25 protein-coding genes and 1 pseudogene are annotated in these 26,352 nt (G+C 69.2%); 14 read left to right on the top strand and 12 right to left on the bottom strand.

The features are described from left to right. Window positions 1-52 precede the first annotated feature (52 nt). The 4 genes from WFQ67_RS07490 to ypfJ all read left to right on the top strand — a co-directional run bounded on the left by WFQ67_RS07490 (window position 53) and on the right by ypfJ (window position 3,174). On the top strand, window positions 53-562 hold the full coding sequence (locus WFQ67_RS07490; RefSeq protein ID WP_173173513.1) for a DUF4136 domain-containing protein: 510 nt from the start codon (window positions 53-55) through the stop codon (window positions 560-562). Window positions 563-884: 322 nt separating this feature from the next. Then, complete coding sequence (locus WFQ67_RS07485; protein ID WP_173173515.1) at window positions 885-1,322, top strand: DUF411 domain-containing protein; 438 nt, start codon at window positions 885-887, stop codon at window positions 1,320-1,322. A 59-nt stretch (window positions 1,323-1,381) separates the two neighbouring features. Next, on the top strand, window positions 1,382-2,236 hold the full coding sequence (locus WFQ67_RS07480) for a PhzF family phenazine biosynthesis protein (protein ID WP_337056516.1): 855 nt from the start codon (window positions 1,382-1,384) through the stop codon (window positions 2,234-2,236). A 68-nt stretch (window positions 2,237-2,304) separates the two neighbouring features. Further along, window positions 2,305-3,174 (top strand): KPN_02809 family neutral zinc metallopeptidase, encoded by an 870-nt coding sequence (ypfJ, locus tag WFQ67_RS07475; protein WP_173173519.1) that lies wholly within the window; start codon window positions 2,305-2,307, stop codon window positions 3,172-3,174. A gap of 136 nt (window positions 3,175-3,310) precedes the next feature. Here ypfJ and WFQ67_RS07470 read toward each other — a convergent pair whose 3' ends face one another. The 7 genes and pseudogenes from WFQ67_RS07470 to WFQ67_RS07445 all read right to left on the bottom strand — a co-directional run bounded on the left by WFQ67_RS07470 (window position 3,311) and on the right by WFQ67_RS07445 (window position 9,880). Further along, window positions 3,311-3,901, bottom strand: a complete 591-nt coding sequence (locus WFQ67_RS07470) for an HAD family hydrolase (RefSeq protein WP_213628414.1) — start codon at window positions 3,899-3,901, stop codon at window positions 3,311-3,313. A gap of 248 nt (window positions 3,902-4,149) precedes the next feature. Then, window positions 4,150-4,929: pseudogene (locus WFQ67_RS30335) on the bottom strand (spore coat protein U domain-containing protein); the annotation flags it as partial. Between the two features lie 23 nt (window positions 4,930-4,952). Further along, on the bottom strand, window positions 4,953-7,361 hold the full coding sequence (locus tag WFQ67_RS07465) for a fimbria/pilus outer membrane usher protein (protein WP_337056515.1): 2,409 nt from the start codon (window positions 7,359-7,361) through the stop codon (window positions 4,953-4,955). A 25-nt stretch (window positions 7,362-7,386) separates the two neighbouring features. Beyond that, complete coding sequence (locus tag WFQ67_RS07460; RefSeq protein ID WP_213630407.1) at window positions 7,387-8,148, bottom strand: fimbrial biogenesis chaperone; 762 nt, start codon at window positions 8,146-8,148, stop codon at window positions 7,387-7,389. A gap of 40 nt (window positions 8,149-8,188) precedes the next feature. After that, on the bottom strand, window positions 8,189-8,737 hold the full coding sequence (locus tag WFQ67_RS07455) for a Csu type fimbrial protein (RefSeq protein WP_213628411.1): 549 nt from the start codon (window positions 8,735-8,737) through the stop codon (window positions 8,189-8,191). Then, window positions 8,737-9,264: a Csu type fimbrial protein gene (locus WFQ67_RS07450; protein ID WP_337056514.1), complete on the bottom strand. Its 528-nt coding sequence runs from the start codon at window positions 9,262-9,264 to the stop codon at window positions 8,737-8,739. Before WFQ67_RS07450 ends, WFQ67_RS07455 begins: the two co-directional genes overlap by 1 nt. Before the next feature lie 76 nt (window positions 9,265-9,340). Next, window positions 9,341-9,880 (bottom strand): Csu type fimbrial protein, encoded by a 540-nt coding sequence (locus WFQ67_RS07445; protein ID WP_213628409.1) that lies wholly within the window; start codon window positions 9,878-9,880, stop codon window positions 9,341-9,343. A 711-nt stretch (window positions 9,881-10,591) separates the two neighbouring features. Between WFQ67_RS07445 and WFQ67_RS07440 the strand changes: the two genes are divergently transcribed. Beyond that, window positions 10,592-11,074: a BRO-N domain-containing protein gene (locus tag WFQ67_RS07440; protein WP_337056513.1), complete on the top strand. Its 483-nt coding sequence runs from the start codon at window positions 10,592-10,594 to the stop codon at window positions 11,072-11,074. A 376-nt stretch (window positions 11,075-11,450) separates the two neighbouring features. On the opposite strand, the gene tesB is transcribed toward WFQ67_RS07440, so the two are convergent. Both tesB and WFQ67_RS07430 read right to left on the bottom strand, forming a co-directional pair. After that, entirely contained in the window at window positions 11,451-12,320 is an 870-nt protein-coding gene (tesB, locus tag WFQ67_RS07435; protein WP_173173537.1) for an acyl-CoA thioesterase II, read from the bottom strand. Between the two features lie 246 nt (window positions 12,321-12,566). Beyond that, window positions 12,567-13,124, bottom strand: a complete 558-nt coding sequence (locus WFQ67_RS07430) for a GNAT family N-acetyltransferase (RefSeq protein WP_213628407.1) — start codon at window positions 13,122-13,124, stop codon at window positions 12,567-12,569. A 93-nt stretch (window positions 13,125-13,217) separates the two neighbouring features. Between WFQ67_RS07430 and WFQ67_RS07425 the strand changes: the two genes are divergently transcribed. The 3 genes from WFQ67_RS07425 (at window position 13,218) to WFQ67_RS07415 (ending at window position 16,174) form a co-directional block, all read left to right on the top strand. Beyond that, entirely contained in the window at window positions 13,218-14,138 is a 921-nt protein-coding gene (locus WFQ67_RS07425; RefSeq protein ID WP_337056512.1) for a histone deacetylase family protein, read from the top strand. Between the two features lie 201 nt (window positions 14,139-14,339). Then, window positions 14,340-14,852, top strand: a complete 513-nt coding sequence (locus tag WFQ67_RS07420) for an NINE protein (protein WP_337056511.1) — start codon at window positions 14,340-14,342, stop codon at window positions 14,850-14,852. Window positions 14,853-14,941: 89 nt separating this feature from the next. Beyond that, the gene (locus WFQ67_RS07415; protein ID WP_337056510.1) at window positions 14,942-16,174 is read left to right on the top strand and encodes a TIGR03862 family flavoprotein; all 1,233 of its coding nucleotides are present in this window, start codon (window positions 14,942-14,944) and stop codon (window positions 16,172-16,174) included. A gap of 1 nt (window position 16,175) precedes the next feature. Here WFQ67_RS07415 and WFQ67_RS07410 read toward each other — a convergent pair whose 3' ends face one another. The 3 genes from WFQ67_RS07410 to WFQ67_RS07400 are packed head-to-tail and all read right to left on the bottom strand — an operon-like array spanning window position 16,176 to window position 19,794. Next, a complete protein-coding gene (locus WFQ67_RS07410) occupies window positions 16,176-17,087 on the bottom strand; it encodes a LysR substrate-binding domain-containing protein (protein WP_337056509.1) in 912 nt (303 codons plus the stop codon). Between the two features lie 32 nt (window positions 17,088-17,119). After that, window positions 17,120-19,330, bottom strand: coding sequence for a xanthine dehydrogenase family protein molybdopterin-binding subunit (locus WFQ67_RS07405; RefSeq protein ID WP_337056508.1), 2,211 nt, complete (start codon window positions 19,328-19,330; stop codon window positions 17,120-17,122). Continuing rightward, window positions 19,327-19,794 carry a (2Fe-2S)-binding protein gene (locus tag WFQ67_RS07400; protein WP_213628402.1) on the bottom strand — a complete coding sequence of 156 codons (468 nt, stop codon included), beginning with the start codon at window positions 19,792-19,794 and terminating at the stop codon, window positions 19,327-19,329. The genes WFQ67_RS07405 and WFQ67_RS07400 overlap by 4 nt, the downstream gene beginning before the upstream one ends. 122 nt (window positions 19,795-19,916) lie before the next feature. Here WFQ67_RS07400 and WFQ67_RS07395 point away from each other — a divergent pair, with 122 nt between their 5' ends. From WFQ67_RS07395 to WFQ67_RS07370, 6 genes are all read left to right on the top strand, one after another. Then, complete coding sequence (locus tag WFQ67_RS07395) at window positions 19,917-20,816, top strand: LysR substrate-binding domain-containing protein (RefSeq protein ID WP_337056507.1); 900 nt, start codon at window positions 19,917-19,919, stop codon at window positions 20,814-20,816. Between the two features lie 494 nt (window positions 20,817-21,310). Continuing rightward, window positions 21,311-22,240: an amidohydrolase family protein gene (locus tag WFQ67_RS07390; RefSeq protein ID WP_021217540.1), complete on the top strand. Its 930-nt coding sequence runs from the start codon at window positions 21,311-21,313 to the stop codon at window positions 22,238-22,240. A gap of 4 nt (window positions 22,241-22,244) precedes the next feature. Then, window positions 22,245-23,150, top strand: coding sequence for an amidohydrolase family protein (locus tag WFQ67_RS07385; RefSeq protein ID WP_337056506.1), 906 nt, complete (start codon window positions 22,245-22,247; stop codon window positions 23,148-23,150). Between the two features lie 118 nt (window positions 23,151-23,268). After that, complete coding sequence (locus WFQ67_RS07380) at window positions 23,269-24,666, top strand: UbiD family decarboxylase (protein ID WP_337056505.1); 1,398 nt, start codon at window positions 23,269-23,271, stop codon at window positions 24,664-24,666. After that, entirely contained in the window at window positions 24,663-25,286 is a 624-nt protein-coding gene (locus tag WFQ67_RS07375) for a UbiX family flavin prenyltransferase (RefSeq protein WP_337056504.1), read from the top strand. The genes WFQ67_RS07380 and WFQ67_RS07375 overlap by 4 nt, the downstream gene beginning before the upstream one ends. Next, entirely contained in the window at window positions 25,283-26,329 is a 1,047-nt protein-coding gene (locus WFQ67_RS07370; protein WP_337056503.1) for a CobW family GTP-binding protein, read from the top strand. Before WFQ67_RS07375 ends, WFQ67_RS07370 begins: the two co-directional genes overlap by 4 nt. Window positions 26,330-26,352: the final 23 nt, after the last annotated feature.

Below are 26,352 nucleotides of genomic sequence, written 5' to 3'. Positions count from 1 at the left end.
CCGGCAACACCGCGGCTAGGCTCTGGAAAGACCCATCCCAAGGAGTTCACCCATGCTGCCGCCCCGCCTCAGCCTGCCGCTGCTCGCCATGCTGCTGGGCGCCTGCGCCGCCCCGCACGACGACCAGGTGACCATCGCCCCCGCCGCGCGCGACAACCACTACATGACCTTCACCATCCAGCCGGTGCGCGCTCCGGGCCACCGCCAGGACCTGGAGGAACGCTTCGACAACGCCCTGCACAAGGCCATGGAAGCCAAGGGCTACCGTTACCAGGAAAAGGGCAGCGACCTGACCATCATCTACGCCCTGGGGCTCTCCCCCGAGCCCGGCGTGACCATGCGCCCGGTGATCACCCCCGGCGGCGCCGTCTACAACCAGACCGAACTGACCCAGGACGAACGCGCCCGCCTCGCCCTGCGCATCCTCGACGGCTTCGACGAACGGGTGCTGTTCGAAGCCCAGATCAGCCGCCAGCTGCAAGACCCCAAGCTGACCCAGCAGGGCTTCGACAAGGCCGTGGCCGAGCTGCTGCAGGGCTTCCCCGCGCGGCCGGCGCCCTGAGCAGGCGAGCCTTTTCGCGAATGAATTCGCTCCCGCAAGAGCGGCAGCGCTGCGTGGACATGACCGCTGCGTAGGGTGGAGGTCGCTTTTCACCTCCACCAGGCGGAGTCGGGAGCGGCACGTCGCCAGATCCGTAGGATGGGTCGGGCGGCGTTCCGCGAGCGAAGCGAAACCCATGCTGTACAGGCCCCTGGAAAACAGCGGACCGAAACCGGAAAAAATGACCCGCATCAACCCACGTACATCCCGTAACAGCCCCGCCGCGCAACGCACCGGCCACAGGACTAAGCTGTGCCCATTTTCCCCTCCAGGAGCCCCCACCATGCGCCGTGCCCTTCTCGCTTCCCTGTTCTTCGCCCCGCTGTTCGCCCAGGCTGCGGAAACCGTCTCCATGGACGTCTACCGCGACCCCAACTGCGGTTGCTGCAAGGCCTGGATCAGCCACCTGCGTGACAACGGCATCCAGGTCAACGACCACGTCGAGAACGACATGGCCTCGGTCAAGGCCCGCCTCGGCGTGCCCCACCGCCTGGGCTCGTGCCACACCGGCGTGATCGACGGCAAGTTCGTCGAGGGCCATGTGCCGGCCAAGGACGTGCTGGCACTGCGCGCGCGCCAGGACCTGGTCGGCGCCGCCGTGCCCGGCATGCCCATGGGCTCGCCGGGCATGGAAATGGACGGCATGCAGGACGCCTACCAGGTGATCGGCGTCTCGGCCCAGGGCGGCGAGAGCGTGCTGGCCGAATATCCGGCACACTGAGCGCCCCTTTCCCAACGCGGCCGCCCCAGGGCGGCCGCGTGCATTTCACGGAGCCGAAAATGGATTACTGGCAGGTCGATGTATTCGCCGAACGCGTACTGGCAGGCAATGGCCTGGCCGTCTTCCCCGACGCCCGCGGCCTTTCGGGCGCGGCCATGCAGGGCCTGACCCGCGAGCTGCGCCAGTTCGAGTCGATCTTCCTGGAGCCGGGCACCCGGCCCGGTGAATTCGCCGCACGGGTGTTCACCGTGGAAGAGGAGTTGCCCTTCGCCGGCCACCCCATCCTCGGTGCCGCCGCCCTGCTGCACCACCTGCACGCCCCCGGCGAGCACGCCGAATGGGCGCTGCAGCTGCCCGAGAAGCGCGTGACCCTGGGCACCCGCCGCCAGGGCGAGGGCTTCTACGCCGAGATGAACCAGGGCGTCGCCCAGTTCGGTGCCGAGCTCGACGCGAAGGCCGCCGAGGCCTTCGCCGCCGCCTTCTCCAGCGAGTGGGACCGACGCCATGCGCCCCGGGTCGTCAGCACCGGGCTGCCCTACCTGCTGCTGCCGGTGACCGCCGCCGGCCTGGCCCATGCACGCCAGCAGCGCGGCCTGGACGAGGAGCTCGCGGCCATCGGCGCCGCCTTCGTCTTCCTCCTCGACGTCGACGCCCGCGAAGGCCGCACCTGGGACCCCCTCGGCGTGGTCGAGGACATCGCCACCGGCAGCGCCGCCGGGCCGGTCGCCGCCTGGCTGGTGGACAAGGGCCTGGAGCCGCGCGGCCCGGGCTTCGCCCTCAACCAGGGGCGCTTCCTCGACCGCCCCAGCCGGCTCGACGTGCGCGTGGACGAACGCGGCCAGGTGCATGTCGGCGGGGCCGTGCAGCTGCTGGCCCAGGCCCGCCTGCTGGTGGCCCCCGCCCGGCTCGCCTGACGACCGGGCTGGCGCCTCCCGCCGTCAGCTACGACACTCAAGGCCTCGACGAAGACAAGGATCGGCAGATGCGCTGGCAACGGGCGAGACGCAGCGACAACGTGGTGGATGCGCGCGGCAGCGGCGGCGGCATGCGCCTGGGCGGTGGCAAGAGCATCGGGCTCGGCGGCATCGCCCTGGTCGTGGTGATCGGCATGCTGATGGGCGAGGACCCGCTGACCATCCTCGGCCAGATCGTCGGCCAGGGCGGGCTGTCCACCGCGCCCCCGCACAGCGGTGCACCGCCGGGCGACGACCAGGAAGCGGAGTTCGTCCGCGCCGTGCTCGGCGACACCGAGGACACCTGGCAGGCGATCTTCCAGCAGGGCGGCCGCCAGTATCAGGACCCGAAGCTGGTGCTGTTCAACGGTGGCGTGCAGTCGGCCTGCGGCTTCGCCTCCTCGGCGGTCGGCCCCTTCTACTGCCCCGGCGACCGCCAGGTGTACCTGGACCTCGACTTCTTCCGCGAGATGGCCCAGCGCTTCTCCGCCGCCGGCGACTTCGCCCAGGCCTACGTGATCGCCCACGAGGTCGGCCACCACGTGCAGACCCTGCTCGGCGTCTCGGCCAAGGTGAACGCCGCGCGCCAGCGGGGCGAGAAGGTGGAAGGCGCGGACGGCCTGCTGGTGCGCCAGGAGCTCCAGGCCGACTGCCTGGCCGGCGTCTGGGCCTTCCACGCCCAGCAGCGCCTCGACTGGCTGGAGCCAGGCGACCTCGAAGAAGCCCTCAACGCCGCCAACGCCATCGGCGACGACCGCCTGCAGAAGCAGGCACGCGGCCAGGTGGTGCCCGACTCCTTCACCCACGGCACCTCGGCGCAGCGGGTGAAATGGTTCCGCACAGGCTTCGAGCGCGGCGACATCAACCGCTGCGACACCTTCACCGCGCGCAACCTGTAGCCACCCGCTCCGTGCGAGGCCTTTGGCTACCTGCCCGCGAGTGATGGGTTTCGCTTCGCTCTACCCATCCTACGGAGAAGTGCTTCGTAGGATGGGTAGAGCCGTGCGAAACCCATCGATCACCGCACGACGCCCGCTACCGCGCCAACAGCAGCAACTGCGCGCAGTCCTCGGCGTACCAGTCGGTGAGCGCCGGCCAGGGGTTCTCCGGCAGGTTGACCAGCACCGTGGCGGTCCCGGCGGCGCGTCCGCAATCGAGGTCGAAGCGGTAGTCGCCCACCATCACCATCTCGCTCGCCGCCACGCTCCAGCGCGCGGCCAGGTGCTGCAGCCCGCCGGGGTGCGGCTTGGGTGGCGCCTCGTCGCGACCGAGGATGTCGGCGGTGGCGAAGCAGTCGTCCAGGCCGATGGCGGCGAGCGTCAGCAGCGCCAGCTCGCGGGCGTTGCGGGTGAGGATGCCGAGGCGCACGCCGCGTTCGTGCAGCTCGCGCACCAACTCGACGGCGCCGGGTGCCGGGCGGGCGTTCACAGCCAGTTCGCGCTCGTGCTCCAGCAACCAGGCGTGCTTGGCGCGCGCCACCTCGGCGGGCAGCGCGGCCAGGTGATGGAGGATGTCGTCTTCCGGCGGGATCGCCAGCTCACGGCGGATCGCGGCGAAATCGTGGACGGCGACGGTGAGGGTGCCGTCCATGTCGAACACCCAGTGGCGGAACTGCGCCAGGCCCATGTCTCTACTCCGTTGGGTTCGGGAACAGCGCGCAAGGTTACACCGTCACCGCCCGTCAGTAGTTGATGATCAGGGTCACGTTGTCGATGTAGGTGCCCACCGGCACGTTGGCCTGCGTGGGGTCGACGGTCACCTGGAAGTTCACCGTCTGCTGCAGGCCCGTGCCTTTCTGCGACAGGTTCTGCGTGGTGTTCCACACGGTCGTGGTGTTGGGGAAGTAGATGTTGTAGCCCAGTCGGTTGGCGCCGCTGGCCTATGCGTCGCCAGGGCGCCTGGTAGTTCTGGCCGTTGTCGAAGCTGACCAGGTAACCCTCGTCGCTGGTACAGGTCAGGGTGATGGCGCGGGTCACCGAGGTGAACTGGCTGACCAGCGCCTGGCTGCCGAGGTCGACGTTCTGGTAGCTGTTCAGGGCACAGGCCTTGGTCACCACCAGGGTCACGGTGCTGGTGGCCGTCACCCCCGTGCCCCAATTGGTCGGCGCGCCGCACAGGCCCGCCGGGCAGTTCTGGGTAACGCCCGGGCTGCGTTGCCAGCTGCACAGGTTGAGCACGCCGGATTCGCAGATCGCATAGCGCCAGGTGAACACCACCGAGGCGGTGTAGGTGCCGGCGGGCACGTTGGCGGCCTGGGCCTGGAAGTACAGATTGATGCCGGTGGTGGCGTTGGTCAGCAGCGCCAGCACCGCGAGGCTGCTCAGCTGCACCGTCGAGCCCGGAGTGATCTCGGCGCCGCCATTGGTGACGAACACCTTCAGCGGGATGCTGTTGCCATTGCCGTCGCTGAGCACCGGCGCGGCGGACTGCAGGGTGACCTGCACGTAGTTGGCCGCCAGCAGGGCGAGAAACGAACCGCAGGTCAGCCCCGCACCTCCCAGGTTGCCCTGCGCGGAAGCGTTGAGGGTGAAGGAGCTCACGCTGCCCAGGCTCACCGCCGGGTTGACCGTGGTGCACGCCGCCCAGGCGCGGCCCGCCCCCAGCCAGAGCGCCAGCAGCAACAGGAAGGGGACGATCGTGCGCTTCGCATCCATGGCTCGCTCCTCGTTCGGACGGATCAGCGGCAGGTCAGCGGGCCGACCTGCGACAGCTCTTCGTCCAGCGTCTTCAGTTCCACCGTCACCGCGCACCGGCTGCCATCGGGCAGTTCCACGCGCAGGGCGTTGCGTTGTTCCAGCCCCTCGAAATACACCAGCCCATCCCAGCCCACGTAGGCCTCCAGGGCTCGCCCCTCGACCCGCGCCAGGCTGCCGCGCGGCAGCACCTCGCCGCGCACGTCGATGAGCAGGATGCTGGCCGCCACCACGCGCTCCATGGGGAACTCCAGCAGCGCGCCGCTGCCCTGGTGCACGGCGATCTCCTGGGAAACCTCGGCGATGCGCACGTTGCCCGGCAGCCCCAGCGGGTCGATCTCGTAGTTGGCGCGGTAATAGGACGGCACCCAGGGCACCAGCAGGTGGCCACGGCTGTCGGTGCGGCCCAGCGACTGGTGTTCGAAGTTCACCGGCACGTCGGCGTAGCCCGAAGTGCTGACCAGGACGAAGGCGTCGTTGATGCGGTTGCTGGGGAACACCCCGCCGTCCATCCACACCAGCGAGCCGCTGAGATCGCCCCACTGGGTGCGCTCGCCGTCGTTGTCGTACAGGCCCACCTGCAGCTGGGTGTAGGGCGTGCGCCAGGTCAGGTCGGCCTGCTTGTAGCTGCCACCGCCGGCGGCGTAGCTGAGGTTGTAGCCGACGCCACCCTGGCTGGGCGCGGTGCGCCCGTAGCGGACGCGCTCGCGGTACTGGCCGCCGGTGTCGCGCTCCACGCTGGCGCTGAAGGTGGAGAGCATGTCGAACGGCATGATCAGCTGCACCAGGGCCGAGTAGCCCGAGGTGCCCAGCTCGCGGTTCATCGAGACATACAGGCTGCTGTTGGCCCACAGGCTGCGCGACCAGGACAGGTTGAGCACGCGGGTGCGCTCGCCGCTGCGGGTCTCGCTGGAGAAGTAGCCCACACCCAGGCTGCCGATCTCCTCGGGGCTCACCGAGAAGGTCACCTGGTCGGTGCGCCGCGCCAGGCCCAGCTCCTCGCGCCCCAGCTCCAGGGCACTGACCTGGCTGACGTCGACGAAGCCCGAGCTGCGCTGCACGCGCTGGAAGGCGAAGCCGAACCACGGCGAGTAGTAGCTGTAGCCGAGGCTGGCCTGGCGGCCGCGCAGGCCGTCGTAGACGCTCTCGGAAACCGAGGTGCCGAGGGTGCCCCAGTTGCCCAGCCCGAAGGTGCCGCCGAGCCCGCCCAGGCGCAGCGCCTCGCCCAGCTCGGCGTGGGTCTCCAGGGTGAAGGCGTCGCTGATGCCGTAGCGGAAGGTGCCGGTGCCCACGCTGCTGCCATAGGAGAAACTCTCCAGCCCGTAGTCCTCGCGCAGCTTCCCCGCCCCCAGGGAATAGTCGTAGAGGCCCTTCTGCAGCAGCGTGTTGGTCACGTAGAAGGGCACGTCGGTGGAGACCTGCCGGCCGAGGGCATCGGTGGTGACCACCGTGGCGGTGCCCGCGCCGCTGATGTACGGCACGTTGCTGACGGTGAAGGGCCCGGGCTGCAGGTCGTCGCTGCTGACCCGCGCATTGTTGATGAACAGGTCCACCGTGCTCGGCACCGCGGCGTCGCCGCTGAAGCGTGGCAGCGGGTAGGTGACCAGGTCCGGGCGCAGGGCGAAGTTGCGCGAGACCTGCACCCCACCGACCCGCACCGCGCTGTTCCAGGTCAGCGCGCCGGTGACCAGGTCGCCCACCTGCAAGCTGCGCAGGCTTTCCTGGTCATTGAAGGTCCACAGCGTGTCGTAGCGCACGTAGCCCTCGCCCTCGCCCTCGCTGTCGCCGAAGCTCTTGCGATAGACGCCGGTATTGCCCAGGGTGCCGAAGCCGCCGAACAGGCGTTGCTCCAGCCAGGTGTTGGCGTAGCGCTGCCCGGCATCGCTGTCGGTGTAGTAGAGGTCGTAGTTGAACAGCGCCCCGAAGTCGGCGCGGGCCGGCGTGCGCGCATACACGCTGGTGTCGCCCACCTCCTGGCGCGGCAGCCACTCGCTGGGCAGCGTCAGCTTCAGGCGTTGCAGCTCCTGGTCGTACTTGCTGCCCAGGCCCTCGATGGCATCCAGCGCCTGCGGCCCGCTGGCGCCCTCGGGCAGGCGCACGCCGGCGCCGCGCAGGTCCTCGGCATCGACGAAGTAGCGACCATCGCGGACGATCACCGGCACCACCCTGTCGGTGGCCATCTCGTTGACCAGTAGCTCCAGGTAGAGGGTGTATTCCCCGGGCACCGCGCCGGGGTCGATCGCCGTGGGTCCGGCCGGAGCGGCGTCGACCGGAGGCGGGTTCGGCTCGGCCGCCCAGGGCGCGCCACCGAGCAGCAGGACGAAGACGAGTCCGCACCACGGGCACCTGGCCCGCGTGATGGTGTTGCGCCCGAGCCCCCCGTTGCGCGCCATCCCTCGACGACCGGCCTGCGGCGGATCACTGCAACGGGATCGGCTGGGGCTCGGCCTGTTCGTTGATCCGCGCCTCCAGCACGAAACTGCCGCCGGGCACCGTATCCGGCAGCTGCCAGCGCATCTGCGCGCCGGGCAGCACGTAGCCCAGCAGGCCGTCGGCGATCAGCGTGCGAGCGCTCCCCTGGCGCACCGAGACCTTGGACAACCGCGCATGGGCCGCCCCCTGGTTGCTCAGGAACAGGTAGTGCCGCCCGCCTTCCTGGCGCACCTGGTAGCTGAGTTTCGGCTGCAGCACCTGCACGCCCTCCCGGGGCTTGGCCCCCGGGACCGGCGCCGGCGCCACGCCCGTGCCGAAGACGAACAGCGGCACCGAATAGCGCATCTGGAACTTGACCCCCAACTGCGGATCGGCCACCGCATCGGGCTGCAGCATCTCGTCCACCAGCACCCGGTAGGCCTGCTCGGTGCCGGCCGGCGCAGGCTGGGTGGCGATCAGGCGGATCATCTGCCGCTTGCCCGGCGCGATGGTCACCACCGGCGGGCTGCCGATCACGCTGCGTTGCGCATCGAGCCGGTCGTCGAAGTCGCCCTGACGCCAGGCCATCACCCGCACCTGCAGGCCCACCGGCTGCTGGCCACGGTTCTCCAGCCACAGCGCGGCGGCCTTCTGCTCGGCCTCGATGGTCGGGTTGATCGGCCAGATCAGCACCGAGCTGGCCGCATCGGCATTGCTTGCCGCCGTCAGGGCGAGTCCCAGCAGGGCGGCGCGGGCGCCGGTGCGCAGGCCATGTCCATGGGCGGTTCGCTGCATGGGTGTTCCCCCTTCAATAGCTGACGGTGACCGTCACCGTGTCGTTGTAGATGCCGGCGCTGGGCATGCTGCCCACGGCGAACAGCCGCGCGTAGATCGGGTAGGACTGGGTGCCGCTGGTGGCGCTGTAGTTCACGCTCAGGGCCGTGGCGCCGTTGCTGCCGTCGCCCCACACCGCGCTGTAGCCGGCGTCCTTGTACAGCTGGTAGCGCAGGGTCTCGGCGCCCTTGATCATGTAGCGCCCGCCGCTGACGCTGGCGGTGTTGAGCCCGGCATTGATAGCGATGGTCAGCGCCGTGCCGGGCGTGCATTGCAGCTGGATCGACCCGTTGCCCACGGTGCTCACGCGGGTCACGTCGCTGGGCAGGGTGCTGACCTGGCCGAAGTTGATGCTGCCGTAGGTGGTCACGTCGCTGCTGCCGCTGCCCAGCACGCAGCCGGCGGTGACCGCGGCCTTGATCTCGAACAGCTGGGTGATCTGCAACTCGTTGGTGCCCGTATCCGCGAGGCACGGCAGGCCCGGCAGCAGCGCCAGGCAGGTGAACGCCGGCAGGCGCCCCATCACCAGCTCACCGTGACGGTGACCGTGTCGGTGTAGGTGCCCGACAGCGGCGTCGCCTGCACCGGCACGCGGCCGTACACCGGCAGCAGCTGGTCCTGCCCGTTGCCGGTCCCGGTGACGCCGATGCTGTTGTCCCAGACGGTCGCGTAGGTGGCGGAGGTGTAGAGGTTGTAGCTGACCTGGGCGGCAGAGGGCCCGGTCATGCGCCGTGCGTTGACGTTGCCGCTGCCGCCGGCGCTGATCAGCACGCGATAAGGGGTGTTGGTGAGGCAGTTGACCCGCAGCGCACCAGCCCCCGCCTGGCCGACCACGGTGACCTGGGCCGCGAGGTCGAGGTGGGTGCCGAAATCCAGGGTGCCGAACTGGCCGAGGGTCGCGGGGACGGTGCTTCCGGCAGTGCAGGCCGGCAACACTTCGGCGGTGATCCCTACGGTGGCGCTCTTGCTGGCGGCATGGATCGACGGGCTGGCCGCCGTCGAAACCATCAGCACCAGCCATATCCACTTGCTGTCGCAACGGCAGACCATGGCGGTTCCTGGTGTTGATTCCTACTTCCTTGTCGCAATGATCATCGGCGGCGGAGCATCGGCTCCGGCGCGCCCGCTACCAGGTGATTGTCACCTGGACGGTATCGGTGTAGGTGCCGGTGGCGGGTGTCGTCTGCGGTGGGACGCGGCCGTAGACGACCAGTTCCTGGTTGGCGCCGGTGCCGGTGCCGGCCAGGGCCGTGCCGCCGTTGCTGCCGTTGCCCCAGAGCGTCGTGCGCGCCGCCTCCTTGTAGAGGTTGTAGGCGATCACGTCGGTGGCGCCGGCGCTCATGTTGCGCTGGTTGCCGGTGGCGTGCAGGCCCGAGTCCAGGGCTACCGAATAGTTGGTGCCGATGTTGCAGGTGACCCCGAACGAACTGCCCGCCGAGGAGCCCACGGACTGCGCCTCGATGATGCTGTTCAGGCTGGGGTAGGTACCGAAGGCGATGCTGCCGAACGTGTTCGCACTGCCGTTGTTGCTGCCGTTGTTCACGGTGCAGCCGGCGCCGATGACGAGTTGTATACCCAACTGCCCCTGGACCGTCCCCGCAGCCTCCAGAGACGACGACAGAGGCAGAAGCACCAGGGACGAAATCAAAAACTGAGCGCGGTTCATTATGAAAACTCCTACAACACCCAAGACTCCATGAGTACTTGTGTACCAATGAAAGGGACCGTAGTAGAAATTTTGCGCCCTTCAAAAGCCCGGGAATGCCAGCTGTCCTTCACACCCTGCCACCACCCTGGCGCCACTGGTTCAAGCCGCTGAATACAATGGATTTTCCGGGTTTTGTAAGAAATACGCCCAATTGAATAATGGCGATTTTCTTACGAAATAAAGAGCAAATAGCCAGCATGCATCCTTATGCCTGGCGCGCCATGAAAGCCCCCCTGGAAATTTCGATTGGCGATAAATCGCTTCATCGTTTCCTACAGCCTGCTTGCCAGGCCTCTGCGGATTGCATATCGGGCTGAGGGAATTCCTACAGGGCAACTGCATTGCCGTCCTACAAAACCTCTGAGTAGCTTCTCGCCCCGTCGTGGCCTTGGTCATGACCGGGAGTGAGACCCCGATCTCCAACTGGATAAAAATCGCCATAGCAGAAAGACGGACCTCCGGGCTCCGGCTTCCTGGCCGTCTATGGCGGACCGTACAGGACGGGCGTCTGCCCCTCCGGTTTGTCTAGTTGCCGGTGTCTCAAGCCTTGTACGGTCCGCCACCCTCATGCCGGTGGCGGCTCCTCTTCCAGAAAGGAGTCCTGGGATATGAGAGCCGTCCAGTCGCAACACCCCGTCACCCAACGCACCGCCCGCCCGGAGGTGCGCCATGACTGACTACCGCACCGCCACCCGCTTCATCCGCTTCCGCCGCCCCCTCCACGTCGTGCTGATCGACGGCCTGCCCTGGTTCTGCTGCCGCGACCTCGCCCGCCTCACCAACAGCCGCCTCGACATGCGCATCACCGCCAAGCTGGACGCCGACCAGTGGCGCCAGGAAACCCTGCATCACGAGGCCGGGCAATTCACCGAAGAGCTGCTGGTGAACGAAAGCGGCCTGCACGCCCTGCTGCTGGTCAACTTCTACCACCCGGAAAACAGCAGCCTGCGCCAGTGGATAACCCAGGAAGTGCTCCCCGCCCTGCGCGACGGCCAGCGCGCGCCCGACACCCAGCCACGCCGCCACCTGCTGAAATGGCAGGGCCACCACCAGGTCAACCTCATGGAGTGGCAGGGCCAGTGGTGGATTCGCTACGACGACATGCCCCGGGTGCTCGGCCAGGGCGATGCGTTGAAGCAGCAGTTGCCCTGAGGCTGGCCCTGGGGATACCCGGGGTGCAGGCCGGAAACACCAATAGGTGGATGAAAAGAGCGTCATCCACCCTACGCAGGCCCGGCCGCCGTGGGGCACTTGGGCATTCCGGGCGTAGGGTGGACATCGCTTTTCATGTCCACCAGCGGAGTCGAGTACGGGTCGACCAGGGTGCAGGCCGGGAACACCGATCGGTGGATGAGAAGAGCGCCATCCACCCTACGCAGGCCCGGCCGCCGTGGGGCACTTGGGCATTCCGGGCGTAGGGTGGACATCGCTTTTCATGTCCACCACAGCGGAGTCGGGCCCTACGCTGTGCCCCGGTGGGCTGGACGCTTCGCGAGCAAAGCTCGCTCCTACGGGTCGGCGCGTGGGGTCATTTCCAGTCTTCGCGCACCCGCGTCAGCCCTTCCTGGGCCACCGAGGCCACCAGCTGGCCGGCGCGGTTGAAGATGCTGCCGCGCGAGAAGCCGCGGGCGTTGCCGGACCAGGGGCTGTCCATGGAATACAGCAGCCAGTCGTCCGCGCGCAGGTCACGGTGGAACCACAGCGAATGGTCGAGGCTGGCCACCTGCATGAACTTCTGCCACACCGAAACCCCGTGGGGCAGCATCGAGGTGGTCAGCAGGCCGAAGTCAGAGGCATAGGCCAGCACGTACTTGTGGATGGCGCGGATGTCCGGGAGGTTGCCGTCGGCGCGGAACCAGACGTGCTTCACCGGCTCGCCCGGCTTCGGGTCGTAGGGATTGTTGGCGGTGACCGGGCGGATCTCGATCGGCTTGTCGCAGAGGAACTTGTCGCGCATGCGTTCGGAGATCAGGTGGGCGTTCTGCCGGGTGATCTCCAGTTCCGAAGGCAGGTTCTCCGGGCCGGGCACCTCGGGCATGGTGATCTGGTGCTCGAAGCCGCCCTCGTCGGACTGGAACGACGCGCTGCAGGTGAAGATCGGCTGGCCCTTCTGGATCGCCGTCACCCGCCGGGTGCTGAAGCTGCCGCCATCGCGTACCCGGTCAACGGTGTAGACCACCGGCAGGCCGGCATCGCCCGGGCGCAGGAAGTAGCCGTGCAGGGAGTGCACGTGGCGCTCGTCCTCCACCGTCTGGCTGGCCGCCGAGAGCGACTGGCCGAGCACCTGGCCACCGAACAGCTGGCGGAAGCCCAGGTCCTGGCTGACGCCACGGAAGAGGTTCTCCTCGATGGATTCGAGGCTCAGCAAGGCGACCAGATCGTCCAGCACCTGGGTCATGGCGGTTATCTCCTCTGCAAGGCGGCTGCCCCGTTCAGGGTCGGGGTCGAGTTCATTCAGGATAGGCCGGTGCCGTCGTCAGGCGCTCGTCCCGGCGGGCGCGGCCAGGGGTGGAATGGTAAAGATTTTGCCAGCGGCTGTCGGCAGCTCATGCACCGCTTCGTCGAAATGGCAGCCGATGCGGAGCATCGCCCTCCCGCTCGCCGGGCGAAGCCTGGCGTGCGTGGCAGGCGCGGAGCCCGTCGCTCATGGCCGCTCCAGCCAGTCCTGGCGGTGGATGCGGTAGAGAATGTGCTGGCGCAGCGGGTGGCCGACCGCGACCTTCGGGTGCTCGAAATCACCAGCCTCGTCACGGGTCATGCCGATGCGTTCCATCACTGCGCTGGAATTCCTGTTGGCAGGCACGGTGAAGGCCACGACCTGGGCCAGTTGCAGGGTGTCGAAGGCGCAGGCCAGGGCCGCGCGGGCGGCCTCGCTGGCGTAGCCCTGGCCCCAGTGCGCGCGGGCCAGCCGCCAGCCGATCTCGGTGGCCGGGGTGAAGGGCGCCTCGAAACCGACCTTGCCCAGCCCGGTGAAGCCGATGAACTCGCCGTCGTCCCGGCGCTCCAGGGCCCAGAGGCCGAAGCCGTGCTCGGCGGCGTGGTCACGCGCGCGCTGGATCAGCGCGGCGGCCTCCTCGCGGCTCAGGGTGCCGGGGAAGTAGCGCATCACCTCGGGGTCGGCGCAGAGCGCGGCGAAGGGGTCGAGGTCGTCGTCGCGCCAGGCGCGCAACAGCAGGCGCGGGGTCTGCAGTTCGAGGGGCATTTCCGGTTCCTCCCAAGGGTGGCGGTGCTTACGAGATGGACAGCCGCCGCGTTACTCTCTGCGACCCGGCCGACGAAAAAACAGCTCCGCATTATGCCCTTGCCGCTGGTCTACCACGACGACTACAGCCCGCCCTTCCCCGACGGACACCGCTTCCCCATGGAGAAGTTCCGCCTGCTGCGCGATCACCTGGTGGCCAGCGGCCTGACCCGTGACGACCAGCTGCGGCGCCCCGAGCTGTGCCCGCCGGAGGTGCTCGCCCTCGCCCACTGCCCCGACTACATCGCCCGCTACCAGCAGGGCGAACTCTCCCGCGAGGACCAGCGTCGCCTCGGCCTGCCCTGGAGCGAGGCCCTGGCCCGACGCACCGCGCGCGCGGTGGGCGGCTCCCTGCTGGCCGCCGAGCTCGCCCTGGAGCACGGCCTCGCCTGCCACCTGGCCGGCGGCACCCACCACGCCCACTACGACTTCCCGGCGGGCTTCTGCATCTTCAACGACCTGGCGGTGATCAGCCGCTACCTGCTGGCGGCCGGCCGGGTCGGGCGCGTGCTGATCTTCGACTGCGACGTGCACCAGGGCGATGGCACGGCGCGCATCCTCGCCGACACGCCCGACGCCATCACCGTCTCTCTGCACTGCGAGAAGAACTTCCCCGCACGCAAGGCCGAGAGCGACTGGGACATCCCCCTGCCGATGGGCATGGGCGATGGGGACTACCTCAAGGTGGTGGACGACGCCCTGAACTACCTGCTGCCGCTCTACCAGCCCGACCTCGTGCTCTACGACGCCGGCGTCGACGTGCACCAGGACGACGCCCTGGGCTACCTGCAACTCACCGATGCCGGCGTCGCCGCCCGCGACGAAGCCGTGATGCGCCACTGCCTGGGCCGCGACATCCCCGTGGTCGGCCTGATCGGCGGCGGCTACAGCAAGGACCGCGCTGCCCTCGCCCGCCGCCACGGCATCCTCCACCACAGCGCCGCCCGCGTCTGGCAAAGCGAAGGCCTGGCTTAGGTGAGGCACAGGGTGGGCGTAGGGTGGGCTTCAGCCCACCGAGTACACCTAACCCACAACTCCTCCCATACATTCCCTCATCCCTTCCCAAACACCCCACAGCCCCCAATCCACGCCGCCTTAACAGAATCATGGCCACCTGCTAGCAGTCGTTTCGAGGCACTGCTAGAGTCGCCGCTTTCCCTCCACAAGGATGTCCCCATGGAAGTCCATGCCTACCAGGCGCCCAGCGCCAATCTCGAAGTCGAAAGCGTGTTCTGCCGCAACTGCGGCTCCTCCATCGCCCCGACCGCACAGGCCTGCCCGCGCTGCGGCGCCGACCAGAACCTGAACCCCAAGAACAAGATCGTCGCGGGCTTTCTCGCGCTGTTCCTCGGCGGCCTCGGCTTCCACCGTTTCTACCTGGGCCAGTGGTGGGGGCTGTTCTACCTGCTGTTCATCGGCACCGGCATTCCCAGCCTGGTCTCGCTGATCGAGGCCATCGTGTTCTTCTGCACCAGTGACCAGAAGTGGAACGCCAAGTACGGCCGCACCAAGGGCAGCGCCTGGGTGGCCGGCCTCATCGGCGGCATCGCACTGATCTTCGTGATCGGCATGCTCGCCTCCATCGCCATCCCCGCCTACCAGGAATACGTGAAACGGGCCAAGGCCCGCGCCGAACTGCAGCACCAGCAACAGCCGCAAGCCGAGCCGCAACTGCGCCAGCAGCAGTGAGCCCGCCGGGCGCCGCCCCGCGCGGCGCCCATGCCCCCCGGCGAGGCCTGCGCTAGAATGCGCGCCAGCCCAACCTCGCCAAGCCCGCCATGACCCAGAACCCCTCCCGCGTCGCCATCATCGGCGGCGGCCCCGCCGGCCTCATGGCCGCCGAAACCCTGGCGCTCGCCGGCGTGCGGGTCGACCTCTACGACGCCATGCCCTCGGTGGGCCGCAAGTTCCTCCTGGCCGGTGTCGGCGGGATGAACATCACCCACTCCGAGCCCAGCGCGGCCTTCCTCTCCCGCTATGCCGAGCGCCGCGACGCTGTCGCCGCACTGCTGCACGGCTTCGGCGCCGAGGAGCTGCGCGCGTGGATCCACGGCCTGGGCATCGACACCTTCGTCGGCACGTCCGGGCGTGTGTTCCCCACCGACATGAAGGCCGCGCCGCTGCTGCGCGCCTGGCTCAAGCGCCTGCGCGAGGCGGGCGTGGCCATCCACACCCGTCATCGCTGGCTGGGCTGGGACGCGCAGGGCCACCTGCGCATCGCCACGCCGGAAGGCGAGCGCAGCATCGAGGCCCGCGCCACCCTGCTCGCCCTGGGCGGCGGCAGCTGGGCGCGCCTGGGCTCGGACGGCACCTGGGTGCCGTTGCTGGAAGGACGTGGCGTGGCCATCGCCCCCTTGCAGCCGGCCAACTGCGGCTTCGAGGTGGACGCCTGGAGCCCGCTGCTCAGGGAAAAATTCGCCGGCGCGCCGCTGAAGACCGTGGCCCTGCGCCTGGACGACGAGCCGCCCCGGCCGGGCGAGTTCGTGCTCACCGCCGGCGGCATCGAGGGCAGCCTGGTCTACGCGCTCTCCGCCCGCATCCGCCAGCGCATCACCCGCGACGGCAGCGCCACCGTGCACCTGGACCTCTTGCCCAACCACCCGCCGGAGAAGGTCATCAAGGCCCTGGCCAAGCCACGCGGCGCGCGCTCCATGGCCAAGCACCTGCAAAGCCAGCTGGGTATCGACGGGGTCAAGGCCGGCCTGTTGCGCGAGCTCACCCCCGCCGAGGTGTTCACCGACCCGGAACGCCTGGCCGCTGCGATCAAGGCGCTGCCCATCACCCTGGTGCGCCCGCGCCCGCTGGACGAGGCCATCAGCTCCGCCGGCGGCGTGCCCTTCGAGGCGCTCGACGAAAACCTCATGCTCAAGGCCCTGCCCGGCCTGTTCTGCGCAGGCGAGATGCTCGACTGGGAAGCCCCCACCGGCGGCTACCTGCTCACCGCCTGCTTCGCTAGCGGCCGCCGCGCCGGGCTCGGCATGCTGGCGTGGCTGACCGCCGCAGGCCGCTGATTCAGGCCGGCAGCGGCTGGGCCATGCCGCGCTCGGCGGCGCTCTGCTCGCGCAGGGTTTCGAGAAAGCGCTGCAGCACCGCCGAGTCGTCGCCCGCGCGGTAGATGGCGTACAGCGGCACCTCCGGCAACGGCGGCTGCAGGCGGCGGAACACCACCCCCGCCGGCGCCAGCTGCTCCAACGACGCCGGTAGCAGCGCCACCCCGAACCCCGCCTGGACCAGCCCGAGCAGCGTCTGCACCTCGATCACCTGCTGGCGGATCAGCGGGCTGAAGCCCACCTGCACACAGCACTGCACGAGGAAGTTGGCGAAGCTCGACTGGTTCAGCTCCAGGGTGACGAAGAACTCGCCGGCCAGGTCGACCGGCGCCAGGGACGCCTGCTGGGCCAGCGGGTGCTCCGCCGGCAGCACGGCACGCAGGGGCTCGTAGAGCAGCAGTTCGTTGCGCAGGCTGGGGTCGTCATGGCCGACGCGGAACACGCAGACATCGATGCGGTGCTCCTTCAGCGCCATCAGCTGCGCCGCCGGGGTCATCTCGTGCAGGCGCCAGCGCACGTCCGGGTAGTGGACGCGGAAGCGGTTCAGCGCCCGGGGCAGCACGCCGACCATCACCGAGCTGATCATGCCGATCTCCAGCTCGCCCAACTGGCCGCGCGCGGTCTGGCGGGTGAGGTCGAGCGCCCGGTTCAGTTGCTCGAACACCAGCGGCACCTGCTGCTTGAGGGTGCGGCCGGCCTCGGTGAGCTCCACCCGGTGGTGGCTGCGCTCGAACAGGCGCGTGCCCAGGGCCTCTTCCAGCAGGCGTATCTGCTGGCTCAGGGGCGGTTGCGACATGTGCAGCCGGGTGGCCGCACGGCCGAAGTGCAGTTCATCGGCGAGCACCGAGAAGTAACGCAGCAGTCGTAAGTCCATGCGGCCTCCGCAGCCCGTTCAGATCACCCCGTTCAACCCAGCCCATCCAGCGCCAGCGGCGTGTCCCGCAGGCGCTTGCCAGTGAGACGGAACACCGCGTTGGCGATGGCCGGCGCCACCGCCGGGCTGGCCAGTTCGCCGACGCCGCCGGGCTTGTCCCGCGCGCCTTCGAGCACCTGGATGTCCAGCGCCGGCATGTCCGACATGCGCGCCACCCGGTAGTCGTGGAAGTTGCTCTGCAGCACCTGGCCCTGGCGGATGTCGAGGCGGTCGAACAGCGCGTGGCCGAGCCCCCACATCAGCCCGCCCTGGAGCTGCTCCTCGACCCCGCCGGGCGAGACCGCCAGCCCGCAGTCCACCACGCAGGTGAGGCGCTCCACCTGCACCGTGCCGTCGCGCCGGGCCACCTGGGCGATCACCGCGATGAAGCTGCCGTAGCCCTGGTTGGTGGCGATGCCCAGGGCCGAGTCCGGCCCGGGCGCGGTGCCCCAGCCGGCACGTCTGGCCGCGCTGCGCAGCACCTCCACATGGCGCGGGCGTTCATGCATGTGCGCCAGGCGGAAGTCCAGCGGGTCGCGGCCAGCGGCCTGGGCCAGCTCGTCCATGAAGCTCTCCACCGCGAAGACGTTGGGGATGAAGCTCACCGAGCGGTACCAGCCGCTGGGGATGCCGCTCTCGTGGCGCAGCCAGGCCAGGTCCAGGTGCGGCGCGCGGTAGGCGAAGTCGAACGGGCTGATGGCTTCGGTGGTGCTGTAGTCCATGCGGTCCGGGCGCTCGAAGTAGCCCGGCTCCCACATCTCCGGCGAGGCCGGCGCCACCGCGCGCAGCCGCAGCGCCTGCAGGCCGCCCTCGCCGTCCAGCGCGCCCTCCAGGCGGTGCAGGGTGGCCGGGTGGCCGTACAGCGCGCGCATCTCGTCCTCGCGGCTGTTCATCAGCTTCACCGGCACCTTGGCCTGGGCGGCCAGGTAGGCGACCTCGAACAGCCAGTACTTGGCCTCCCGCGCGCCGAAGCTGCCGCCGGAAACCATCTCGTCGATATGCACCTTTTCCGCCGGCAGGCCGCAGACCACCTCGGCCGCCTCCATGGCGAAGGACGGCACCTGCACGCCGCCCTTGAAGGTGATCCCGCCCGCATCCAGCCAGGCGATGATGCACACCGGCTCCAGGGGGTTCTGCATCTTGCCGGGCATGCGGTAGTCGGCCCTGACCACCCGCCCGGCGCCTTGCAACGCGGCCCCGGCATCGCCGGCCTGCAACGTCGGCACCGGCTTGGCGGCGGCGTCTTCCAGGGCCTTGGCCTGGACCTCGGCCAGCTGCGCGCTGTCGAAATCCACGGCGCCGCCCTGCCACTCCACCACCAGCACGGCACGCCCCTGCCTGGCCGCCCAGTAGTCGTCGGCGAGCACCGCCACGCCTTCCTGGTTGCCGCCGAGCACCTTGTCCTGCGCGGGGATGCGGATGACCCGGTGCACGCCGGGCACCTTCAGCGCCGCCGCATCGTCGATGCGCGCCACCCGGCCGTTGACCACCGGGCTGCGCTGCACCACCGCCACCCACATGCCCGGCACGCGGGCATCGATGCCGTACTCGAAGCGCCCGCTGACCTTGTCCGCCGCATGCCGCTTGTGGCGCAGCTTGCCGATGTACCTGAACTGCTCCGGGTCCTTGAGCTTCACCGCCCTGGGCGCCGGCAGCTGCGCGGCGGCGTCGGCCAGCTCGCCATACCCCGCGCGGCGCCCGCTGGCGGCGTGCAGCACCTGCCCGCCGCCGGTGCTGCAATCACCCGGCGCCACGCCCCAGCGCAGCGCCGCGGCCTCGACCAGCAGGGTGCGCGCGGTGGCGCCGGCCTCGCGCAGGCGCCCGTATTCCAGAGCGACGCTGGTGCTGCCGCCGGTGGAAAACACCTTCCACAGCGGGTGCCGGTAGGCCTCGAAGAAGGGGTTCTCGGGAGTGATGACCTCGACCGCCAGCGGGTCCAGGTCCAGCTCCTCGGCGACGCAGGCGGCCAGCGCCGTGTGGGTACCGGTGCCGGAATCGTGCTTGTGCACCACGATCCTCACCGTGCCGTCGGCCAGCACCCGCACCCAGGCGTTGGGCTCGAAGGGCGCCGTGGCCCCGGCGGCGCTGCCCAGCTCGCGTCCGGCCTGGGCACCGCCCAGGTGGAAGCCGATGGCCAGGCCCGAGGCCAGGGTCGCCGAATGCTTGAGGAAGGTGCGCCGCGCCAGCGGCCGGGCCAGGCTCATGACGCCTCCCCGCGCTCGGCGGCGACGCGCTTGATGGCCTTGGCGATGCGTGGGTAGGTGCCGCAGCGGCAGATGTTGCCGGCCATGGCCGAGCGGATGGCGTCGTCGTCGAGGGCGCGGCCGGAGGCCAACAGCGCCGCCGCTGACATCAGCTGGCCGGACTGGCAGTAGCCGCACTGCGGCACGTCCTCGGCGATCCAGGCGAGCTGCAGCGGGTGGTCGCCTTCGGCGCAAAGCCCTTCGATGGTGGTGATCGCATGCCCCGCCGCCGCCGCCAGGGGGAACTGACAGGAGCGGATCGGCGTACCGTCCAGGTGCACCGTGCAGGCGCCGCAAAAGCCTCCGCCGCAGCCGAACTTGGTGCCGGTCAGGTACAGGCGGTCGCGCAGTACCCAGAGCAACGGCGTGGACGCCAGCGTTTCTTCCAACTGATGGCGCGTGCCATTCACCACGATCTCGATCATGCCGGGCGCTCCTTGAACTGAGGCGAGAATTCGCGTGTAGTCGTGCCGCCCCATAGTGGGTACGACCGGTTGCGCCAGCCAGCGACGATTTCCGCCAACCCGTGTAAGCAGGACTAACAGCCATGTACAAGCGATACCCGTCGCTGCAGTCGATGAGCGCGTTCCTCCAGGCGGCCCGCACCGGCAGCTTCTCCCAGGCCGCCCGCGACCTGGACCTCAGCCACAGCGCCGTGAGCCAGCAGATCCGCACGCTGGAGGAGTTCGTCGGGCAGCCGCTGTTCCTCCGCGAGAAGGGCCGCAGCAGCCTCACAGACGCCGGCCAGCTGTTCGCCGGGATGCTCGCCGACGGCCTGATGCAGATCGACAAGGCGCTGTCCTCGGTGAGCAACCGCGAGCTGCCCCGGCGCATGACCCTGGATGTCGACGCCGAGCTGGCGCAGAGCTGGCTGAACGCCCGGTTGCCGGCGCTGCTGGCGCTGTTCCCCGGCCGCGAGATCCTCTTCCTCTCCATGCCGCGCCTGGAGCGCCAGGCGTTCGAGCGCGTCGACCTGAGCCTGCGCTACGGCTACGGCGAGTGGCAGGACTGCGAGTTCGCCCCCCTCTGCGACGACCGCGTCACCCCGGTCGCCTCCCCGGCGCTGCTGCGTCGCCACGGCCTGGTCGCGCCCATCGAGCCGGCCGAGGTGCTGAAACTCCCGCTGCTGGGCTACTCGCGCCGGTCGTGGATTCCCTGGCTGGACGCCGCCGGGCTGGAACCGATGGAGCCCCAGGCGACCATGGTCTTCGACAACGTCGCCAACCTGCTGGCCGCCGCCGAGGCCGGCACCGGCGTGGGGCTGGTGCGCGGCCTGCTCTCCGCCGACGCCCTGCGCGAAGGCCGCCTGGTGCGCCTGACCCGCACCAGCATTCCCGCGCACTACAACCTCTACGCCCTCTGGCCCCACGGCGGTGGCGAGAAGGTCGCGCCCATGGTCGATGCGATCCGCGAGATGGCGGCGCAGACGTTCGGGGCGACCGGGTGAGCACCTGGAAGCCTGATCGCGAATGAATTCGCTCCCACAGGAAAAGCGGCAACACACCGGCAGAGACATGACCGCTGTGTAGGGTGGAGGTCGCTTTTTACCTCCACCGGGCGGAGTCGGACCGGGCACGTCGTTACCCCTGAGGCTCCGCATTGATGGGTTTCGTACCTCGCGGAACGCCGCCCGCCCCATCCAACGAAGGTCCGATCGCGAATGAATTCGCGCCCACTGCGGGCGGTGGCGTTGTGGATAACCCCTTTCAAATCATCCCCTTGCGGCGCCGATATCCAGCGCATATCAACCCGGCGGCCAAATAGTATTGGTCGCGCTCCGAGGCCCCTCCCGATACTGCGGACCAAGCGACAGCTCAGGTCCTGTGCGCCCTGCAAGAGGCGCGGGAAGGTGCTGCGAGGCACCTAGCAATGGCCATTGCACAGGTCGATCTGTTGCGAACCGGAAGGTCTTCCTTCCCCGCACTATCAGGAGATCGAACTGTGATCATCGATATCAGTTGCTACCCCACCGACCTGGTGGATCTCGCCTGGAGGCACGACGGTGACCCCTTCACCGGCGAGCGCCTGCTGGAGATGATGGATGGCCCCTACCTGGTCAACGGCAAGCCGCGCCGCATCGACAAGGCCTTCATCCAGCCGCCCCAGGGCAACACCATCTACACCTGGACCGACGGCGAGCTGTCGGGCCGCGAATCCATCGACGCCTACATGGCCTACACCCTGAAGATGGTCCAGACCTACCCGGACCGCTTCATCGGCTGCTTCGTCTACAACCCGCGCTGCGGCGTGCAGAACGGCGTCGAGGCCATCGAGCGCTACGTCACCGAGCACGGCTTCAAGATGGTCCAGATGCAGGCCAACATGCACGCCTACCGCCCGGACCGCGCCCTGGACTGGGTCCGCCCGGCCTTCGAGAAATGCGCCGAGCTGGGCGTGCCGGTGAAACTGCACACCGGCGACGGCCCCTACAGCATCCCCTCCGAGTGGGTGCCGATGATCAAGGAGTTTCCCAACGTCGATTTCATCATGGCGCACTTCGGCGTGCAGACCGGTGGCGTCTACGTGTTCGAGCCCATGCAGTGGGCCATGGAACTGCCCAACGTCTACTGCGAGTCCGGCTGGTGCCTGCAGTCGCGCATCGTCGAGTTCGCCAAGGTGCTGCCGACCCACAAGATCCTCTTCGGCACCGACACCCCGCCGAACGAGCCGGGCATGTGGCTGCGCCTGTTGGAGGTGCTGTGCATGGAGCCGCCCCAGGGGCTGGACCTGGACGAGGACACCCTCGAGGACTACCTCGGCAACAACACCGCCCGGATGATCGGCCTGGAGCCGACCCCGCCGCCGCGCAGCCTCGCCGAGGCCGAGGCGCTGCTGAAGAGCCCCGTCACCACGCAACTGGCCAGGAGCTGACGCGATGATCATCGACACCCACCTGCACCCCACCAACCTGGTCGACGAGGCCTGGCGCCACACCGGCACGCCCTTCACCGGCGAGCGCATGCTCAAGCTGATGGACGGCCCCTACATGATCAACGGCAAGCCGCGCCGCATCGACATGGGCTTCATCCAGCCGCCGCCGGGCAACACCGGCTACCGCGACGGCAACCGCCGTGGCCGCGAGGGCGTGCGCGACTACATGTCGTACATCGCCGAGCTGTGCGTGAACTACCCGGACCGCTTCATCGGCAACTTCACCTTCAACCCGCGCTGGGGCCCGGAGAACGGTGCGGCGGAGCTGGAATTCCACGTCAAGGAATACGGTTTCAAGATGCTCAAGCTGCACGCCAACATGCACGGCTACCGGCCCGACCGCGCCCTGGACTGGCTGCGCCCGGCGATGAAGGTCTGCGCCAAGTACAACATCGTGGTGCTGATCCACACCGGTGACGGGCCCTACACCATCCCGACCATGTTCTACCCGATCATCCGCGAGTTCCCGATGGTGAACTTCATCATCGGCCACTTCGGCATCCAGACCGGCGGCAACTATTCCTTCGAGGCCTTCTGGATGGCGATGGACACGCCCAACGTGTACTGCGAGTCGGGCTGGTGCTTCCAGTCGCGCATCGTCGAGTTCGCCAAGGAGCTGCCGCGCCACAAGATCGTCTTCGGCACCGATTCGCCGCCGAACGAGCCGGGCATGTGGCTGCGCGAGCTGGAGGTGCTCTGCTCCCCCGCCCCGCAAGGGCTGGGCATCGACGAAGACCACCTGGAGGACTACCTGGGCAACAACATCGCGCGCCTGGTGGGCATCGACCCGACGCCGCCGCCCAGGGACCTGGCGGAGGCGGAGATCCGCCTGACCACCACCTACCTCTAGGGTTTCCACTGCGGTACTTACAGGCTCCCGGAGACCGCGCGCGGTCGGCCAGCCGGCCGGCTGCGCGCAGGGCTCGGACACCCGCGCCCCGGGACGCCTGCTTTTCGAGAGGTGCGACATGACCCTGCCGAGCTTTGCCACGACCCAGGATTTCCACGCGTTCATCGAGGCCTACCGCGAGCGCTTCGCCGACGACGTGCTGACCATCGCCGAACCCCTTTCCAGCGACCAGGACGTCACCGCCCTGGTCGACGCCCTGGCCGCCCGGGGCCGCCACCCGCTGCTGATCTGCGAGCGGGTGGGCAACCTCGGCGTGCCGGTGGCGACCAACCTGTTCGCCTCGCGAACCCGCATCGCCCGGCTCTTCGGCACCACCCCGGCGAAGCTCCACGAGGTGTTCCAGGCCCGCGCCAACGCGCCCATCCCGCCGGTCTACCTGGACAGCGGACCGGTGCTCGACGAGGTGGTCGAGGGCGAGGCGCTGGACCTGGCGCTGCTGCCGATGCTCAAGCATTTCGACAGCGACCGCGGCCCCTACATCACCAACGCCATCATCGTCGCCCAGGACCCGGTCACGGGCGTGGCCAACATGAGCTACCACCGTTCCATGCGCCATGCCCGCCAGGCCCTGGCCACCAGCCTGCATTCGCGCGGCCACCTGTGGCGCATGCTGCAGGCCGCCCGCGAGCGCGGCGAGGAGCTGCCGGTGGCCATGGTGGTCGGCGCCCACCCGCTGTTCATGCTCGCCGCCGCCGCGCGCCTGCCCTATGGCGCCGACGAGCGTGCGGTGGCCGGCGGCCTGTTCGGCGCGCCCCTGGAGCTGGTGAAGACGCCGCGCTACGGCATCGGCGTGCCGGCCCACGCGGAGTTCGTGCTGGAGGGCGCCATCGACCCCACCGCCTATGCCGAGGAGGGCCCCTTCGGCGAGTTCAGCGGCTACTCCTCCGATCGCTCCACCAACAACGTGCTGCGCGTCGACACCCTGCTGCGCCGCCGCGACGCCTGGCTGGTGGACGTGGTCGGCGGGCGCTACGCCGAGCACCTGACCCTGGCGCGCCTGCCCCGCGAGGCGGAGATGAGCGAGAAGCTCAAGGCGCGCTTCCCGGCGGTGACCGCCGTGCACTACCCCAACTCGGGCACCCACTTCCATTGCTACGTGGCGCTGGACCAGAGCCGCGACGGCGAGGCGCGGCAGATCATGCTCGCCCTGCTCGGCTGGGACCCGTACCTGAAGACGGTGATCGCGGTGGACAGCGACATCGACATCAGCGACGACAGCCAGGTGCTCTGGGCGCTGGCCACGCACTTCCAGCCGCACCAGGACCTGTTCACCATCGACGGCCTGCCGGGCAGCCCGCTGGACCCCTCCTCCTCGGCCAACGGCACCACCTCGCGCATGGGCCTGGACGCCACCCGCAGCGCGGGCTTCGACGGCATCCGCGCGCAGCTCGACCCGCGCATCCAGGGGCGCATGCGCCAGCTGCTGAAGGGCTACCTGCCGGGGAGCCCGTCATGACGGCCCCCCGTCGCCTGGTGGTGGGCATCAGCGGCGCCTCGGGCTTCGTCTACGGCGTGCGCCTGCTGGAGCTGCTGGAACAGCTGGGCATCGAGAGCCACCTGGTGCTGAGCCGCGCGGCGCAGCTGACCATGGCCCACGAGACCGACTACAAGCTGGCCGACGTCATCGCCCGCGCCAGCCACCACCACCGCGCCGAGGACGTCGCCGCCGGCATCGCCAGCGGCTCGTTCCGCTGCCTGGGCATGGTGGTGGCGCCCTGCTCCATGCGCACCCTGGCGGAGATCGCCAGCGGCGCCTCCTCCAGCCTGCTGACCCGCGCCGCCGACGTCACCCTCAAGGAGCGCCGGCCGCTGGTGCTGATGGCCCGCGAGACGCCGCTGACCCTGGCGCACCTGCGCAACATGACCACCGTCACCGAGATGGGCGGGATCATCGCCCCGCCGGTGCCGGCCTTCTACGCCCGCCCGCAATCGCTTTCACAGATGGTCGACCACAGCCTCGGCCGGGTGCTCGACCTGTTCGGCCTCGACGCCGGCACCGCGCTGCGCTGGGGCGAACCCGCCCCGGACGCCAACGCCGCCGGCGACCACTCCGCAACCCCGAAGGAGCTCGCATGAACACTGCATTCAACGCCCCGACGCCCAACCGCAAGATCCCGGTGACCATCCTCACCGGCTTCCTCGGGGCCGGCAAAACCACCCTGCTCAACTACATCCTCAAGGAGAACCACGGCCACAGGATCGCCGTGATCGAGAACGAGTTCGGCGAAGTCGGCATCGACGGCGACCTGGTGCTCAGCTCCGAGAGCGAGGAGATCTACGAGATGGTCAACGGCTGCGTGTGCTGCACCGCCGAGGTCCGCGAGGACCTGGTGCGCATCATCCGCGAGCTGGTGAAGCGCCCGGTGCGACTGGACCGCATCCTCATCGAGACCAGCGGCCTGGCCGACCCCTACCCGGTGGCACAGAGCTTCTTCATCGACGACCCGATCGCCGAGGAAGTGGAACTGGACGCCATCGTCACCCTGGTGGACGCCAAGCACGTCGCCCAGCACCTGGAAGACCTGCAGCTGGACGGCGTCGACAACCAGGCGGTGGACCAGATCGTCTGCGCCGACCGCATCATCATCAACAAGGTGGACCTGGTGGGCGGCGAGGAACTGGCCGACCTGCAGGGCAAGGTGCGCAGCCTCAACGCCACCGCCGAGCTGGTGACCTCCAGCTACGCGCGCATCGACCTGGACGGCATCCTCGGCGTCGGCGCCTTCGAGGCCACCCGCAAGCTGATGGAGATCGGCGCGGAGCACCACGACCTTGACCACGACCACCACGGGCACGGCGCGGACGACGGCCACGAGCACGACCCCAGCGTCAGCTCGGTGGGCATCGCCGTGACCCGGGAGATCGACCTGATGGCCTTCCACCGCTGGATCAGTGACCTGCGCCAGCGCCAGGCCGACACCCTCTACCGCATGAAGGGCGTGCTCGCCGTGCAGGGCGAGGACCAGCGCTACGTGCTGCAGGGCGTGCACAGCCTGGTGGAGTTCCGCGCCTCTACGCCCTGGGGCAACGAGGTGCGTACCAGCAAGATCGTGTTCATCGGCCGCGACCTCGACCGCGCCGCCCTCAACCAGGGGTTCGCCGCCTGCCTCGCAGGCTGACCACGCTCCGGGCTGCCGCTACG

Origin of the sequence: Pseudomonas sp. USHLN015 (assembly GCF_037153275.1) — a bacterium.
GTDB classification, from domain to species: domain Bacteria; phylum Pseudomonadota; class Gammaproteobacteria; order Pseudomonadales; family Pseudomonadaceae; genus Metapseudomonas; species Metapseudomonas tohonis.
Note: the sequence above shows the minus strand (reverse complement) of the source record. Positions and strands in the feature narration are given on the sequence as shown.

Coding starts and splice junctions, on each gene's coding strand:
- WFQ67_RS07375 (WP_337056504.1), top strand. CDS start 24,663: ATGACGGCCCCCCGTCGCCTGGTGGTGGGCATCAGCGGCGCCTCGGGC.
- WFQ67_RS07400 (WP_213628402.1), bottom strand. CDS start 19,794: ATGATCGAGATCGTGGTGAATGGCACGCGCCATCAGTTGGAAGAAACG.
- WFQ67_RS07415 (WP_337056510.1), top strand. CDS start 14,942: ATGACCCAGAACCCCTCCCGCGTCGCCATCATCGGCGGCGGCCCCGCC.
- WFQ67_RS07425 (WP_337056512.1), top strand. CDS start 13,218: ATGCCCTTGCCGCTGGTCTACCACGACGACTACAGCCCGCCCTTCCCC.
- WFQ67_RS07410 (WP_337056509.1), bottom strand. CDS start 17,087: ATGGACTTACGACTGCTGCGTTACTTCTCGGTGCTCGCCGATGAACTG.
- WFQ67_RS07450 (WP_337056514.1), bottom strand. CDS start 9,264: ATGGTCTGCCGTTGCGACAGCAAGTGGATATGGCTGGTGCTGATGGTT.
- tesB (WP_173173537.1), bottom strand. CDS start 12,320: ATGACCCAGGTGCTGGACGATCTGGTCGCCTTGCTGAGCCTCGAATCC.
- WFQ67_RS07480 (WP_337056516.1), top strand. CDS start 1,382: ATGGATTACTGGCAGGTCGATGTATTCGCCGAACGCGTACTGGCAGGC.
- WFQ67_RS07465 (WP_337056515.1), bottom strand. CDS start 7,361: ATGGCGCGCAACGGGGGGCTCGGGCGCAACACCATCACGCGGGCCAGG.
- WFQ67_RS07485 (WP_173173515.1), top strand. CDS start 885: ATGCGCCGTGCCCTTCTCGCTTCCCTGTTCTTCGCCCCGCTGTTCGCC.
- ypfJ (WP_173173519.1), top strand. CDS start 2,305: ATGCGCTGGCAACGGGCGAGACGCAGCGACAACGTGGTGGATGCGCGC.
- WFQ67_RS07470 (WP_213628414.1), bottom strand. CDS start 3,901: ATGGGCCTGGCGCAGTTCCGCCACTGGGTGTTCGACATGGACGGCACC.
- WFQ67_RS07455 (WP_213628411.1), bottom strand. CDS start 8,737: ATGGGGCGCCTGCCGGCGTTCACCTGCCTGGCGCTGCTGCCGGGCCTG.
- WFQ67_RS07420 (WP_337056511.1), top strand. CDS start 14,340: ATGGAAGTCCATGCCTACCAGGCGCCCAGCGCCAATCTCGAAGTCGAA.
- WFQ67_RS07440 (WP_337056513.1), top strand. CDS start 10,592: ATGACTGACTACCGCACCGCCACCCGCTTCATCCGCTTCCGCCGCCCC.
- WFQ67_RS07380 (WP_337056505.1), top strand. CDS start 23,269: ATGACCCTGCCGAGCTTTGCCACGACCCAGGATTTCCACGCGTTCATC.
- WFQ67_RS07490 (WP_173173513.1), top strand. CDS start 53: ATGCTGCCGCCCCGCCTCAGCCTGCCGCTGCTCGCCATGCTGCTGGGC.
- WFQ67_RS07395 (WP_337056507.1), top strand. CDS start 19,917: ATGTACAAGCGATACCCGTCGCTGCAGTCGATGAGCGCGTTCCTCCAG.
- WFQ67_RS07445 (WP_213628409.1), bottom strand. CDS start 9,880: ATGAACCGCGCTCAGTTTTTGATTTCGTCCCTGGTGCTTCTGCCTCTG.
- WFQ67_RS07430 (WP_213628407.1), bottom strand. CDS start 13,124: ATGCCCCTCGAACTGCAGACCCCGCGCCTGCTGTTGCGCGCCTGGCGC.
- WFQ67_RS07385 (WP_337056506.1), top strand. CDS start 22,245: ATGATCATCGACACCCACCTGCACCCCACCAACCTGGTCGACGAGGCC.
- WFQ67_RS07370 (WP_337056503.1), top strand. CDS start 25,283: ATGAACACTGCATTCAACGCCCCGACGCCCAACCGCAAGATCCCGGTG.
- WFQ67_RS07405 (WP_337056508.1), bottom strand. CDS start 19,330: ATGAGCCTGGCCCGGCCGCTGGCGCGGCGCACCTTCCTCAAGCATTCG.